General features: G+C 43.2%; 9 protein-coding genes. 1 reads left to right on the forward strand and 8 read right to left on the reverse strand.

Translation table 11 applies throughout. The features are described from left to right. Positions 1–4: 4 nt before the first annotated feature. Entirely contained in the window at positions 5–865 is an 861-nt protein-coding gene (gene folP, locus HMPREF1212_RS19185; protein ID WP_046150714.1) for a dihydropteroate synthase, read from the reverse strand. 119 nt (positions 866–984) lie between these two features. Here folP and murF point away from each other — a divergent pair, with 119 nt between their 5' ends. Next, a complete protein-coding gene (murF, locus tag HMPREF1212_RS19190) occupies positions 985–2,268 on the forward strand; it encodes a UDP-N-acetylmuramoyl-tripeptide--D-alanyl-D-alanine ligase (protein WP_046150715.1) in 1,284 nt (427 codons plus the stop codon). Positions 2,269–2,365: 97 nt separating this feature from the next. On the opposite strand, the gene HMPREF1212_RS19195 is transcribed toward murF, so the two are convergent. The 7 genes from HMPREF1212_RS19195 to HMPREF1212_RS19225 all read right to left on the reverse strand — a co-directional run bounded on the left by HMPREF1212_RS19195 (position 2,366) and on the right by HMPREF1212_RS19225 (position 14,917). Next, entirely contained in the window at positions 2,366–3,505 is a 1,140-nt protein-coding gene (locus tag HMPREF1212_RS19195; RefSeq protein ID WP_046150716.1) for a metallophosphoesterase, read from the reverse strand. 15 nt (positions 3,506–3,520) lie between these two features. Beyond that, the gene (locus HMPREF1212_RS19200; RefSeq protein WP_046150717.1) at positions 3,521–4,975 is read right to left on the reverse strand and encodes a RagB/SusD family nutrient uptake outer membrane protein; all 1,455 of its coding nucleotides are present in this window, start codon (positions 4,973–4,975) and stop codon (positions 3,521–3,523) included. 19 nt (positions 4,976–4,994) lie between these two features. Then, a complete protein-coding gene (locus HMPREF1212_RS19205) occupies positions 4,995–8,363 on the reverse strand; it encodes a SusC/RagA family TonB-linked outer membrane protein (RefSeq protein ID WP_046150718.1) in 3,369 nt (1,122 codons plus the stop codon). Between the two features lie 45 nt (positions 8,364–8,408). Further along, a complete protein-coding gene (locus tag HMPREF1212_RS19210) occupies positions 8,409–9,599 on the reverse strand; it encodes a FecR family protein (RefSeq protein WP_046150719.1) in 1,191 nt (396 codons plus the stop codon). A gap of 76 nt (positions 9,600–9,675) precedes the next feature. Next, positions 9,676–10,212 (reverse strand): RNA polymerase sigma-70 factor, encoded by a 537-nt coding sequence (locus tag HMPREF1212_RS19215; protein ID WP_052725050.1) that lies wholly within the window; start codon positions 10,210–10,212, stop codon positions 9,676–9,678. A gap of 100 nt (positions 10,213–10,312) precedes the next feature. Continuing rightward, complete coding sequence (locus HMPREF1212_RS19220) at positions 10,313–10,780, reverse strand: hypothetical protein (RefSeq protein ID WP_046150720.1); 468 nt, start codon at positions 10,778–10,780, stop codon at positions 10,313–10,315. A gap of 216 nt (positions 10,781–10,996) precedes the next feature. Then, a complete protein-coding gene (locus tag HMPREF1212_RS19225; RefSeq protein ID WP_046150721.1) occupies positions 10,997–14,917 on the reverse strand; it encodes a DUF6383 domain-containing protein in 3,921 nt (1,306 codons plus the stop codon). Positions 14,918–15,333: the final 416 nt, after the last annotated feature.

Consider the following 15,333-nt stretch of genomic DNA (forward strand, 5'->3'; position numbering starts at 1 on the left):
AATATTATGAGTTGATAGTTGACAATTGACAATTGACGGTTTTGGTAACCAGCTTGACTGCTTCGACAGCGGCTTTCACATCATGCACACGAAGGATATCGGCTCCGTTCATCAGTGACAGTGTGTTCAGTACCGTAGTGCCGTTCAGGCTATCGGCCGGTGTTCCACCCAGAAAACGGTAGATCATACTTTTGCGGGATATGCCTACCAGAAGGGGAAGATCAAACACGCCGAACTCCTGCAGGCGGTTCATCAGCAGATAATTCTGGTCGACCGTCTTACTGAAGCCGAAACCCGGATCGAGAATGATATCATTCACACCGAGTAGACGTAATTCGCGGACTTTCGCAGCAAAATAGAGCATGATTTCCTCCATCATATCCGTATAGCCGGTATGCTGTTGCATGGTTTGCGGAGTACCCCGCATGTGCATCATTATATAAGGTACGTTCAGATCGGCTACCGTACTGAACATTGCGGCATCCAGTTCACCTCCCGAGATATCATTAATCATGGCAACACCATATTCCTCCACACACCGGCGAGCCACGCCGGCACGAAACGTATCGACCGAGACCACAGCCTCCGGATAATGGGTATTCAATATTTTCAGGGCAAAAGCCAACCGTTCCATTTCTTCTTCGGGAGAAACTTCTGCGGCATCGGGACGGGAAGAATATCCGCCGATATCGATAATTTGTCCGCCTTCCGAAAGAATGGCCTGTATCCGTTCGTCGATAGCGGCTTCGTTCTGCTTACGGCTGTCGGCATAAAAAGAATCGGGAGTGACATTCAGGATTCCCATCACAACGGGAGTTGCAAGCGACAGGAGTGTTCCCCTAATATTGAGCGTTTTATCTAACATTCTAATCCTTATTTCCGGCAAAGATACACGATTCTCACTTAAATATTCATTCTTCATTCCTCATTCTTCATTTAATTGCTACTTTTGTTCACCAATAATAAGCAAACGAAAAGAAAGCTATGAATATATCAGAACTGTACGAATTGTTTATACACAATCCGAAAATAACAACAGATAGTCGTAATTGTCCGCGCGGCTCCATCTTCTTCGCCCTGAAAGGTGAAAGATTCGACGGGAACCAATATGCAGAAAAAGCTTTGGCTACCGGCTGTTCCTATGCAGTAATCGATAACCCTGATTATATCATCGGAGAACGTACCATTTTGGTCGATGATGTGTTGACAGCTTTGCAACAACTGGCTCACCGGCATCGTAAAATGCTGGGTATTCCTATTATCGGGATTACCGGAACCAACGGCAAGACTACGACTAAGGAGTTGCTGGCCGCCGTATTGTCCACTAAATTCAATCTGCTCTATACGGAAGGTAACCTGAATAATCATATCGGCGTTCCGCTTACCCTGCTCCGTCTGACACACGACCATGAAATGGCGGTGATCGAAATGGGTGCCAGCCATCCGGGCGATATCAAGGAACTGGTGGAGATCGTCCTGCCCAACTACGGGATCATTACCAATGTAGGCCGTGCGCATCTGGAAGGGTTCGGTTCATTTGAAGGTGTAGTGAAGACCAAAGGCGAGCTGTACGACTACATCCGCCGTTCCAAAGGAAAGATATTCATCAAGAAAGAAAATAAAGAGCTGCAGGCGATAGCCAGAGGCATCGAGCAGATCACTTACGGCAGTGAGGATAGCTCATTTGCTTCCGGCCATATCATCAGTTGCAATCCTTACCTTACGTTCGACTGGAAGCAACAGGGTAAGATCCATACGGTAGAGACGCACCTGATAGGCGGTTATAACCTCGATAATGTATTGACAGCTGTAGCAGTAGGCCGTTATTTCAAGATCCCGGCCGAACGTATCAGCCGTGCCATCGCTGCTTATGAGCCGACCAACAACCGTTCGCAATTAAAGAAAACGGAAAATAACATCTTGCTTATCGATGCCTATAATGCCAATCCGAGCAGCATGAAGGTGGCTATCGAAAACTTCACATCTATGCCTGTTTCCCCAAAAGCCGTTATCTTAGGTGATATGCGCGAACTGGGCCCGGCAAGCGACGAATTGCATGCGGAAGCCGTTGCAGAAATCAAAGCCGGTAAATTCGATAAGGTATTCCTTTGCGGGGAACATTTCCGGAAAGCGGGTAAAGAGTTTGCCACGTTCGCGACAACGGAAGAGTTGATCGAAGCATTAAAAGCCAATCCCTTAAAAGGATATCATATCCTGATCAAAGGATCGCATGGGATGGCGCTGGAAAAGACGGTGGATGTTTTATAGGTTCGGAAATTTTTGATTTATAATCTTACACAAAGGGCAGGTTTGAAACCTGCCCCTACGAAGTCGTCATATAGGTTTTGATCCATCAATATCCGATTCATTCTTCTTTGATCAGTTCCTTCTTCCCTGAATCAAAGACCACATACATCTTGTTATCTTCAACCAGGACACCGCGTCCGCGTTTCTTTTTCATATTCTCTTTGTTGTCTACATTGACTGCAACTACCCGGTATTTATAGAAAGTAGTAATATCATCGAAGATCGTATGGCCGACAAACAAACGTTTAGCTTTATATTTATCGAATATCTTCGGCAAATCTTCCGGATATAGGGGGTGATATCTATCGGCACTGTGAACCATACCGCGATACCAGATCGGGCCATAAGTAGCATACATGAAAGCAATATCACCAGGGGCTTCCTTGCGTTCCTGCTTACTGAGGAACAGCCCCTCGCTCATGATCTTGTTCACCTCCGGGATACTTTTGTTCTTATCCAGAAAGTTCAGGCTCAGACCGGCATGGACGAAAAGGTTTTCACCGATCAACTGCATGGTATTACGTGTACCCAGCCAGCGTCCCAGTTCAGTCTGCCGGTTCCACAATTCCTGATAAGGAATATTCAGGGTATCAGCCAGATGGATATATTTACTTTTTGTATATCGTAAATCACCCGCCAGCACCATTCCTTCATGATTACCCAGTAAAAAGACCAGCTGTCCTCCGGCATCGGCCGCCTCTTTCTCCAGTTTATAAAGCAGCCAGTAGATCGGAAGCACATCTTTTCCACGATCGAACACATCACCGATCACAACCAGCTGGTTCTTACCGAAAGTCCAGCGATAATCCTTATCCACGACCTTCCATTCTTTCAATATGGAAGAAAAACATTCCCAATTGGCATGCGGATCGGATAGAATAAGCATTTTTCCGGCTTGTTTGCTTTTCCATTCTGGGCGTTTTATCTTATGCAAAATAACAGGGAACAGCTTCTCTCCTTCATCCGAATAAACATCAAAAGAGAAACCCTTCGGAACAGATCGATAGGTTTGGTCATTCAGTAACCCGGCCGTATCCACTGAGATCGAACGGAAACCTCCGTCGGCAGTGTATAACAAATACGGCCCGTCCGCAGAAAGTTTATGCTTCTCCTGCTTTTTGTCCGCCCCTGACAGCTGCGTTAAGCAGCTTGCCAAGAGAACGAACAATAATATAAATTTATATTGGAAAGTTTTCATATTTCAATTATCAGATTAATAACCCGGATTCTGCTGTGCAGCAATGCTCGGATTCGTATCGATCTCAAATTTAGGAATTGGAAGTACAACTTTATAATAATTCCAGTCGAATTTCTGCGCATCGTCCGTCATAGACAGATGTTTCGTACTTTTTATAACGTCTATCTTCACATCCTTACGCTCGATTGTCTGGTTATTACGCAAAGCATCATACAAGCGATGTCCTTCGCCGAACAATTCCTTACGACGTTCGTTCAACACGCGTTCCAACGTGACCGTTTCACCCTGAACAGTCATTTCCGGATTAGCACGGTTGACAATCGGATCGAGATACTCAACAGCTTTAGCATTATTACCCAGCTTAACCGCTGCTTCCGCCGCATTCAGATAGAGTTCGGACAGGCGCAATAAAGGGATATTGGCATCCGCCCGGTTTTCACCCTTCTGCGGCTGGTATTTATCAATATAAGCTTTAGCCTTATAAATTTCATATACTTTGTTACGGACATCGTCCGGATCTTCGCTCAACAACTGAAAAAAAGTGCTTGTCAGTATCATATCCGAATAACCGCTACGCCAGCAAAGGTACCCCATACTTTCCTTACCCGGACTATCCACTGTTGTATTCACAATCTCAAACAACACTTCACCGGGATCGGAAGCACTGCGTTCGTCTCCCCAGGCCGTCGGGTATTCTTCATTACTCCATAAACGGTATTTGTATTTGGCAACCCCGGCGATAGCTTCCTCTGCTATCTTCAACGCATTTGCATTATCTCCTTTATACAGATAAGCACGACTTAACAATAGCATCGCTCCCCAACGGTTCATCTTCCCGAAATTAAACTCGGGGCTTAACTGAGGTATTGCATCATTCAAATCCTTAATAACAGCTTCATAACACTCTGCCACGGTATTACGAGCCGGCTTACTGTCAATCTGCCGTACATCCTGTACGATACAGGCTCCCCAGGATGCACCGTTATCTTTCGCATACGGATAACCGTAGATACGGGTCAGATCAAACAATGATAAGGCACGAATAGCCAATGCCTGGCCGATAATATCAGCGCGCTCCTCTTTATTATCTCCTGTTTCCGGGACATTTACAATCTCTTCCAGAATGATATTCGCATTACGGATCAGCTGATACGGAATTTTCCACAGGGTGGAAGGTGCATTATCTTTCGTATATTTCAACAGGTAATAAGTACCCGTACGTTTGGTTGCACTGGCTGCTTGTATATCGTCGGCCGTTACATCTCCATAATAGACGATACGTCCGGTATAACCGTCCGAACTTTGCATAGCACTATAAATTCCGTTCAACGAATACTGAAAATCTTCCAAACGTTCCAAAGAGCCTTCGGAAGGTATCTCTGTTGAAGATTCCAAATCCAGCCAATCGTTACCACAGGAAGTAACCGACAGAACTAATATACCGGATAATATATAATTTAATACTTTCATTATGCTGTAGACTTTATAATTAGAAATTAACATTTAACCCAAAAGTAACCGAGCGTAAAGGCGGGGTTCCCCAAATAGCAGTTCCAGCGCTAACGGCTTCCGGATCATAATAATCGTATTTCGCCCAAGTCAACAGGTTATTACCTGATACATAGAGACGAACCTTGTCGATACCGGCTTTGCTTGTCCAGGCTTTCGGCAATGAATAACCGAATGTCAGGTTTTTCAGACGGATAAAGTTTGTACTGTGCAGGCGGCGGGTCGTAGCATACGATTTCATCGATATATCGCCATTCAGAATGAAGCGTTCGATATCTGTATTGTCTCCCGGATTCTGCCAACGATCGCGGTAATAAACCGGAATGTTTCCTTCCGGGTCGTCGCCGCCATGTTCTGTCTTCTGTGCCCAGTTATCATAGGAATAACCGCCGAACTGGTACGACAGCATGAAGTTCAAGTCGAATCCCTTGTAGCTCAACGTATTCGACAAACCGCCCTGTACTACAGGATCAGCATGTTTGGTGGCAATACGATAAGCTTCGCTCGGATCTTCCGTAACAGTTTTATCCAGGCTACCATCTGCGTTTTCCTTATTGGTATAGAATTGAGGAACACCTGTTTCCGGGTTAATACCGGCAAACTCGATCAGATAGAATGTGCGGTAAGGCATTCCCACTTTACGTATCTGCGAGCCACTTACAATCTCCGTCTGTATACCGTCCAGACGAACGATCTCATTCTTATTATGTCCCAGGTTGAATGTTGTATTCCAACTAAAATTCTTATTCGTGATATTGGTTGAACGAATTTCCAGTTCCACACCGTGATTCTTCACTTCACCGATATTCATCAGGAATTTGTCGAAACCAGTCGTCATCGAAACCGGACGATCCATTAACAGATTCTTTGTCTGGCGGGTATAATATTCCAACGTAACATTCAGACGATTGAATATTCCAAAATCCAACCCCACGTTAAAGTTATAGTTGGTTTCCCACGACAAATCTTTGTTTTCCAGTTGAGACTGCAAAATACCCGGTTCTTCCAAATAGCCCTCTTTGATGGAACTCAATCCCATATATCCGTAATAATCAGAAGGAAGCGTACCGTTCACACCATAAGATGCTCTCAGTTTCAGATCACTCAACCAGTCTTTAGCATCATTCAGGAAATCTTCTTCGATCGCTCTCCATGCTCCCGAAACCGACCAGAAACTACCCCAGCGGTTTTCGCTTGACAAACGGGAACTGCCGTCCAGACGATAGCTACCACCTAAATAATATTTATTCCTGTAATCATAATTCACACGTGTCAGATAAGAAACCAGTCGATAAGCACGGGCATAGCCGCCTACTCCTTCCAGCTTCATACCATTCTCCACATCATTTCTATCGTAACGGGCAAAGTTGGAAGATTCACCGGACAAATGGTCGCGTTCGAACATATCCGTTTCATAGCCGACCAGCGCATCCACATGATGATTGTCAGCAATAGTTGTCTGATAGCTCAAAGCATTCTCCCAAACCAACTTCCGGTATTCATAGAATACTTTCTTCATATCTCCACCCAGATCATCGCCGTTGGAGGTACGCGGATCATACCAGCGATCGCCTTTCGATAGAGTATAGTCGTAACTTAACGTACTTTTCAGTCTCAGATTATCGATAAACTCATACTGAGCATATACCGTATTAAATGCACGGGTAATATGTTCACGACGATAGTCATATACTGCCGATAGCAAAGGATTGCGATCGGCGATGCGAATTAATTCGCGGTTCCAGCTACCGTCTTCGTTATAAACCGGGTCGGATGGCGTAACAGCACTTTTAGATGTATAGAAAGGAGATGTATAAGAAGTACCTTCATCGTTTACATCCTGGTTTACGTTGGCAAACAGGGCTTTTACACCCAAGCTGAAACGTTTGGATGCCTGGTAATCCACATTTACACGACCGGTGATACGTTCGAGCCCGGAGTTCAGGGCAACACCATCCTGTTTCAGGTAACCTAAAGAACTGTAATATTTGAATTTGTCCGTACCACCGGTGATAGATGCTTCATAAGTCTGGTGGCTGCCTTTCTGGAACAATACATCATCCCAATCGATATATCCGCACCAGGGTTTCGGTGCATAGCTGTCGATTTCACCATCGGCATACTCACGGGCTTCTGCTTCCGTCATTTTTTTATGAACCATTCCGTCTGCGATCAGTCCGTCGTAAATCAGGTTACGGCGTTCTTCCCCACCCATTACTTCGCGGAAATCCATCGCAAAATCAGAGAAACCCCAGTCGGCTTTCAGCGATACGGCAGGCTTACCGGTTTTTCCCTGTTTGGTCGTGATCAGGATTACCCCATTTGCAGCACGTGAACCATACAAGGACGCTGCCGCAGCATCTTTGATAACGGTAATATTTTCAATATCCGATGTATTGATAGTAGACATAACGTCGATACCTGCATCCGATCCTGTACTGCTTATATCACCGGAAGTAACAGGTACACCGTCAATTACATACAACGGTGAGTTCGAGGCATTGAAAGATCCCATACCACGAATATTAATAGAAGCCGCAGCTCCCGGCTGACCGGAAGAAGACGAGATCTGGACACCCGGAGCGGCTCCCTGCAATACCTGCGAGAAAGAAACTGCCGGAACATCTTTCACTTCCGAAGTCTTTACCGTCGATGCTGAACCGGCATAGGCTGATTTCTTAAAGGTACCGTAACCCGTAACAACCACCTCTTCCAATTGCATATCTTCCGATTCCAAGACAATCTTTAAAGGGCTATTGCCGGTAACACGCACTTCTTTCGGGCTATATCCCACAAAAGAAACAACGAGCGTTATGTTTTTACCATCTTCCACTTCCAAAGCAAAGTTTCCATCCATATCGGTAGTAGTACCTTGTACCGTGCCTTTAATAAGGATATTGGCTCCGGGAACGGTCTCACCTGTTTCATCAAAGACCTTCCCTTGTATCATCTTTTTCTGTTGTGTGGCGGAAGTGCTTCCCGATTCGTTCGTATGGCGAATGGCTACCACGCCTCCGTGAACCGTATAGGTCAGGTTCGTATTGCGCAGACATCTGTCCAACACTTTATAGACATCTTCATTGACAACGTCTACTTTACTCACTTTCACATCTTTCACATCAGGAGTACTGTACACAAATGTAAAGTCGGTTTGCTTCTGCAATTCCCAGATCACATCTCTCAGTGTGGCATTACTGAAAGTAACGGTTACTGTTGCAGTAGCATTGCGTACAGTTGAACGGGCAGGTGCTTGTGCAAGCCCGGTTGTCAGAAATAAACAGACCAAACCGGATATACAGAGGACTCTCTTCCCACTGCTTTGCCTGAAGCTCTCTTTGTCTTTTCCCATAATAATAATATTTTAAATTAAAAAACTAAGCAAAACTTATACAGATTAATAGATTGTTATTTCACGTCCCTGAACCTTTGTCTTTACTCTTCCGGTAGCATTTAGCAGTTCCAGAAAAGGTGCGATCTCTTCATACCGGTTCAGGTTACATCCGAACCTCAGATCCTTCTTACTCTTGTCGGCAAACACAACATGAATATCATACCAACGCGACAAGGTGTTCATTATGTCTTCCAAGCGTTCGTCTTTGAAATAGATTTTCCCGCTTACCCAGGATGTATAAAAAGTGACATCTACCTGGCGAACGACCAGTTCGTGTGATCGATTATCCAGTTCGGCCTGCTGCGAGGGCTTCAGCATAATCTGTCCGCCTTCTTTAGTATCCACCCGGACGGATCCGGCAACTAGAGTAGCCTGAGTATACTGATTTTCAGGATAGGCAGACACATTGAACGTGGTTCCCAAAACGCGGATATCCACACCTTTAGTCTTTACGATAAAAGGTGTTTGACTTTTGCTTACCTCGAAAAAAGCTTCACCGGTCAGTTCCACCTCGCGCACTTCTCCGGAAAAACGAACCGGATAACGCAAAGAACTCATGGAGTTCAGGTGTACCATACTACCATCACTCAAGCGTAGCTTATATTCTCCGCCACGCGGAATATCTATTTTATTGTAAACGATTTCTTCGGAGGTTACTTCTGCCGGAATTGCTTCCGCTTCTTTCTTATCATAAGCCAGTTCCGCTTTATCTACATTGATCTGTATACCTGATTCATTCAGCTCCTGCCGGGATTCGGCGTTAAGACCTACCACTGTCCCATCACCAAGAGTGAGGACGGCTTTGCTCTCTCCCGGAGTTATATGCACAGACTGTGCTATCACTGTCTTTGACAAAACGGGTTTTGTTTCATGGGTAAAATACCAGGTAAAAACACCAGCCATCAAAGGAAGCAGGAAAATTGCGACGTGTTGCCAAAAAACAGTATAAAGCTTCTTGCGGCGTGTCATGCGGATACGCTTCTGCACTTGCTCCCAACCGACTGTCCGATCATATTTTTCTGCCCGGAGGGAATACTCATACAGGTTTTCTTTCCGGCACATCGACTCGAACAAGCGAAGGTTATGTTCAGAAGCATTTTTCCAATTTTCCAGCTCCCGCGCTTCCTCTTCTGATAAAGAGTTTGTTATCGATTTAGCAATTAATGCTGCAATATAGAAGTCTTGTTCCAACATTCCTGTGATCTTTTATTAAGTAAAACAGGCGAAGTCAAAAACAGGGTGAATGGCGTTGAAGATTTTTTTAACCAAATTAGATAAATAGTACGTAATAGTAGTATTCTTTGAGGAAAGAACGGAGTTTCTTATAGGCTCCTTTCTTCAGTGTATGTACGGTTTCCTTAGATACGGAGAGCTTTTCGGCGATCTCTGCATTTGAATTATTTTCCAGGGCCAGCCGAATTATATTACGGCTTTGGGGAGGCAATTTGTCTACCGCTTCCATCACAACGCGATGCATTTCTTCTTCTATCAGATAATCATGGAAAGTGGATTCTTCCATACGGGCTGCAGTTGTCTCCTGATAACCCGATACGACCTGGCGATGTTCCAACTCATTCAGACAGGAGTTGCGAACGCTGGTATACATAAACGACCTGACCTGATAAACATATTGAAAATTTTTCTGTTTCTGCCAGACCTTGGCAAAACATTCCTGTACAATATCTGAAGCTTGCTCTTCATCTTCCAGATAACGTTCTGCAAAGACACATAAAGGTACATAGTACCGATCGAACAGATCCCGAAAGATCTGTTCGTCAGTTAAATTTATTTTCTCATCATTATTCACACTCTTTTGATAATCGCCGTATATAGTACAAATAGTTATTATCGGGCGGTTAAAGTTACACAAATTTACAAACTTCGCAAGAAAAGAGTGCGTGGTTGTACTAGCTCTTCAATAAAAGCTGTATACAGAGTGCAAACATAAAATAGGCTACATAACAGAATACAGAAACTCCTAAAGAGACAAGTAACTGCAATGGTAAACGTTTTTCACGGCGCATATAGTTGTAAGTAAACGTCGCACCCACAAACCCAAACAGAGCGCCAAGCAATCCTCCCAGGAAGATCAACAGGACAGGAAGGGCACCTATGACATATTCGAGGGTAGACAGTCTCTCTTCCAATGGTATTTTTTTCCCGCGAAACTCTACGACATGTACAAAGTCTAGTCCAAAAACGATTTTCATCTCTTCCGGTTCGCCGGAAGCATTGGTCACAAAGTATTTCGGATTAAATGTTCCTGTCCGCTTAATTTCTCTACCATCCTGATACAGACGTTGTTTGAATGGAGCCAACTCTAACGTCAACTCCCCCTGTACACCCTCAACTGTAAAATGCAATTCTTTTGCCATAATTTTATCTTATTAAAATTAAGTTATAGATATGCGAAGATACAAGAAAGCCCCGGAAATTTAGAACTTCCAGGGCTTTTTTTGTGTCTGTTTTCTTCCTTCGCAGGAATACTGACAGAAGAACTTTATTTTATTACTTTAGTATTAAACTGTCGCTTGTTCGCCCTCACGGGGTAATTGGTATAAAACCGCGTGACAGATTACTTTTTTAAAATCTTATTTTACGATTGCTTTTACAGCAGCTTCGCCTTCTACAGCAACTACAACTACACCGGCAGGAGCAGCGATTTCTGCATTGTCAGAAGAAAGAACTGTGTTAGCAATTGTCTGACCAAGAACGTTTACAATAGAAACCCTCTTACCTTCAGCACCCTTGATAATCACAGCACCGTTGGTAGCTACTACAGAGATACCGGAAACTGTTACTTCGTCGTTTGCAGTCGGGTTGCCAGCATAGTTTTCTTCGATTCCGAATACATCACCGTTGTCAAATCTACCGGTTACTGCCAAAGTACCGTTCACCCATTTCAGATAACCGTTGTTAGTAGCAGCTGCATCGATTTCATCAGCTTCAACTTCCGGAGCATACGGCTTCCACTGAGTCTGGATCTTGAAAATCTTTTCTGAGCTATCAACATAACGGAAAGCGAACTTAGCTACGTTGAAGTCAGGAGTATCCATTCTCAACTTAACAGCTTCACCACCCTTACGAGTAACGATCAATGTATCACCAATATGGTAACCTTCTACGAATGACAATTTAGCCAGATCTTCGTCTGCTTCCACATTGTTAATGTACGGATTGTTATGCAGGTGAGTTGCACCGTAAACGTTAGCAGTATCGATCAGGTTGATCAGGAAGCGACCGTAAACAGCTCTATGTTCTTTTGCATCGGCACAAGGACCACCGTTAGCTTCTCTCCATGCATCCGAATTATGTTCTTCGTTGTACGGGCAATAGTAAGACTTTTCAGGATCTACATTTACAGCTAGTAAGTACTGGTAGCAAGTGTTCAGTTCGCCGTCAGCATCTACACGGTTGATATAAGCAGTATCGGCAAAGATAGCCGGGTTTACTTTGAACTGATTTACATTGTCGATGTTCAGGAAGCTCAATGTGTCGTTTGCTACAACAGACTTATCATCACGTTTTTCGTAAACGACCTGTGAGTTGTTTTCGTCACGGAACAATTTGATTGTATCTCCCCATGCAGCAGCAATCTTATGATATTCAGGAGCATCGGCTTTTTCTACAACCATCAGAGAGTTCTGATCTTCAGCATAAGTCAGCATGTTCTTCAAAGAACCCTTGTCAGCACTGTTGGCAACAAATACTTTGTTATCGTCCAGTTGAGTTGCATCGCCGTTTGTTGCCGGAGCAATTCTTACGAAGTTGTAAGTATCGTTCGGTTTGATCTTAAGAGCGAAGCGAGCAGCATCCTGATCTTCGTTAGTCTTGTTGTCTGGATCACAGAAATAGAAATCGTAGCCTTTACCAGCTTTGAAATCAACGAATTCGCGGTTAGAAGCATTCTGGAATGCATACGGAAGAATAGCTAATGTATCTCTCAAAACATCGTCGCCAGCAGTAATGATCTTACCATCTTTCAATGTAGCGAATGTAGTGTAAATGAATACAGTATCAACTTCCGTATATTCACCTTCATTGTCAGCTTTCATTGCGAAACTCAAGTTCCATTTCTGAGCATTTTCCTTTTCAGCAGTCATACCGATCTGGTGGCTTGCTTTGTCTGTATGGTTTTCTACGAAGTAAGCATTGTTGTTACCTTCGATAGCGTGATACTGACCCAAATAGAAATCTTCATTTCTCAATACATTTGCAGTTGTCTGCATATAACCGTCGAAGTTGATCTGGCCTTTTGCTGCTGTTTTGTTCAGCGTTACAAGGTCATCATTGAATATTGTATTATTTGATGTTACAACAAATTTATCGCCATCTTCTTCACGTAATTGTACATTTACAATCTTAATACCACTTTCACGGTTTTGGATTGTAAAGGTATTAGCATCTTTATCAGCAGCAACTACAGCCCACTGTGCTTCCGGAGAAGACAATAATACTGTGTTTGCTGGTACATAGTCTGCAGCATTTTTAGTTGCATCTTTTCCATCTTCGTTAGTTATAGCCAAAACGCCGGCATACTTATACTCTTCGCTATTTGCTTTTGCATTAGCTCTTGTATCAGCATAAGAGAAGTTCAGATATTGTCCTAACAACTTCGTAACGTCATAGATGTTGCTTGCACCCAACTTGATGTACGGCAATTTAGCGTCTTTAGATACAGATGTTGTCAGATAATATTTGCTGTCATTAAACAGGATAGAAACATTCCCTTTATTTACAACTACCAACTTAGAGATTTCACTAGAATTACCCAAAGCATGCTGCAATTGGAAATCAGACAGATACTGACCAGCAGCACCCTTGTCGATTTCTTTCTGAGTTAACCATTTGAATTCGCCGGTAACGTCGCTACCTACAGTTGCTTTAGTATCCAATACTAATTTCTTAGCATTTTTACCTTGGTCTAACTTTTCGTTATTCCACAACTCCATTGTAGTAACAGTAGCGTTGCCTTTCGGATACATCTTCTGCTGCAGAACGTCTACTCCTTCAATCGTTTTGTCTTTCTTTGCATCTTTTTCATACTTAACAGTCAGCTCGAAGCCCGGTTTAAGTATGTTATTCAATTCAGATTGTGTGTAAGCCAAAGCGAAAGAGTTATAGAAACCGATAACGGCAGTAGCATCAGAACCATCTGTATTTGCATCTACTTGAATTAACTTACCACCAGCAGACAAAGTAATACCCTGACCAGCATATACTTCATTTGCTTCAAAAGCAGTTTCAGTACCTACTGTCCATTTATAAGGTTTTTTACTTGCATCTTCTGCTAAACTAGTGAAGCTATAGAAAACTTTTCCGTTTACTTCTGTTTTTGCTACAGACCACAAGAAGTTCTTGTAACCATCAACATCAGTTGCAGAAATAGCAGTTTCAGCAGTTACTGTTGCACCAGCTTTCAGATACTTGTTAGTACCCAATGTAACAACGCAATATCCAGAAGGAACAGATGTTACCAGATCATATGCACCACCAACAATATTCTGACTACCTGTTACATCAATTTTCGGTTCAGGAGCAACAGTTGCGTTTACAGCGGCTGATGCATAAAGAGCAGTTCCAGCTAATTTGCCAGCATCAGTAGAAGTAATAGCTCCACCTGTTACAGCAAAAGTTGAACCTGTTTTAGCCAATGTGTAAGTTACTTCACCTGCTGCTTTTGTACTTGTATTTACTACCTTCAACTGAGCAGCTTCCTCTGCAGCTTCAGCAGCAACAGAAACCAATTTACCGGCTTTCCATACCCAAGAAGCATTGAATGATTGTGCAGCAGTAGGAGCGTCTGTTAATGTTTTTACTACCAATTCACCTTTTTCAGATACAACTGTCAGATAACCATCTGCTGTTTGGAAATAAACAGGAGCTTTGTAAGTTGCAGAAGCATCAAATGCTCCTGGTGTCAGCACTACCTGCCCTGCATCATTCGTATTCAAATCGAAGCCAGGAAGAGCATTTTCATTGTTTGAAGCATAAACACCGAAGTCAACAACAACACCTGTAGCATCAAGAGAACAGCCAGAAGCTTCAATCTTGAAGAACAGGTCACCTGTAATATCAGTATTGTTTGCAAATGCATCAACATTAGCCAACTTTAGCTTACCAGCTTCCATAGTAAACAAAACTGGCAGCGAATTTTCAATTGCGTCGGCAGACAAAGTTAAATTTTTTCCACCAGCGGTTTCAGTCGCTCCATTTACAGCATAAAAAACCTTACCATCTGCAGCCTGCAATTTATACTGCCCCTCGCCTGCATCGGCTAATGTCCAAACAGGAGATTCAGCTGTTACATCCTCTGCTTCTGCTTTTGCAGCTGTACCATCAGCGGCTAACAGCAAAGTGTACTCAGTACTTTCATCTGCATTAATGCCCGTACCGACCAAATAAGAACTACCAGCTGCCGGTGTTGAAACTTCAATCACCTTAGCATCCAGCGTCGTCCAAGCACCGGCTGCCAAGAGGACAGCCACTAACGTAGAAAACTTTTTGTTCATAATTCTAAATTTAATATTAATACTAATTGTTAATGAAAACTTCTTATCATGCGTCTTAGCCCTAAATGACTAGCTAAAACGTTCCTTTTTTCTAGTCATCTTTATCTGGTTCGTCGTCTGAACGCTACATTTCGTACAAACTTTGCTATTCGGTTGATAAGAAAGCATATAGAGAAAGAAAATATTTTTAGAAAATGGTTGCAGAAACGAAACTTATAGTTAATTTTGTAGACTAGAAAAAAGGAACGATTTCTCTAGTCATTCCGACGCATTCGTAATTTTCTTTAATTTAATCAATTAGGGCATATTTCTATATATATAATGTACGCGTGTACATTATATATAAGTAATTTAATGACATCTCATTTCCAGCACTTTACAAACCCAGTTTTTTCAGATTTTGTAGCCACACCCGA

It is taken from the genome of Parabacteroides sp. HGS0025, from assembly GCF_000969845.1.
GTDB lineage: Bacteria > Bacteroidota > Bacteroidia > Bacteroidales > Tannerellaceae > Parabacteroides > Parabacteroides gordonii.

Bases quoted from the DNA above. Each gene is read 5' to 3' on its own strand.
- folP (WP_046150714.1), bottom strand. From the start codon at position 865: ATGTTAGATAAAACGCTCAATATTAGGGGAACACTCCTGTCGCTTGCA.
- murF (WP_046150715.1), top strand. From the start codon at position 985: ATGAATATATCAGAACTGTACGAATTGTTTATACACAATCCGAAAATA.
- HMPREF1212_RS19195 (WP_046150716.1), bottom strand. From the start codon at position 3,505: ATGAAAACTTTCCAATATAAATTTATATTATTGTTCGTTCTCTTGGCA.
- HMPREF1212_RS19200 (WP_046150717.1), bottom strand. From the start codon at position 4,975: ATGAAAGTATTAAATTATATATTATCCGGTATATTAGTTCTGTCGGTT.
- HMPREF1212_RS19205 (WP_046150718.1), bottom strand. From the start codon at position 8,363: ATGGGAAAAGACAAAGAGAGCTTCAGGCAAAGCAGTGGGAAGAGAGTC.
- HMPREF1212_RS19210 (WP_046150719.1), bottom strand. From the start codon at position 9,599: ATGTTGGAACAAGACTTCTATATTGCAGCATTAATTGCTAAATCGATA.
- HMPREF1212_RS19220 (WP_046150720.1), bottom strand. From the start codon at position 10,780: ATGGCAAAAGAATTGCATTTTACAGTTGAGGGTGTACAGGGGGAGTTG.
- HMPREF1212_RS19225 (WP_046150721.1), bottom strand. From the start codon at position 14,917: ATGAACAAAAAGTTTTCTACGTTAGTGGCTGTCCTCTTGGCAGCCGGT.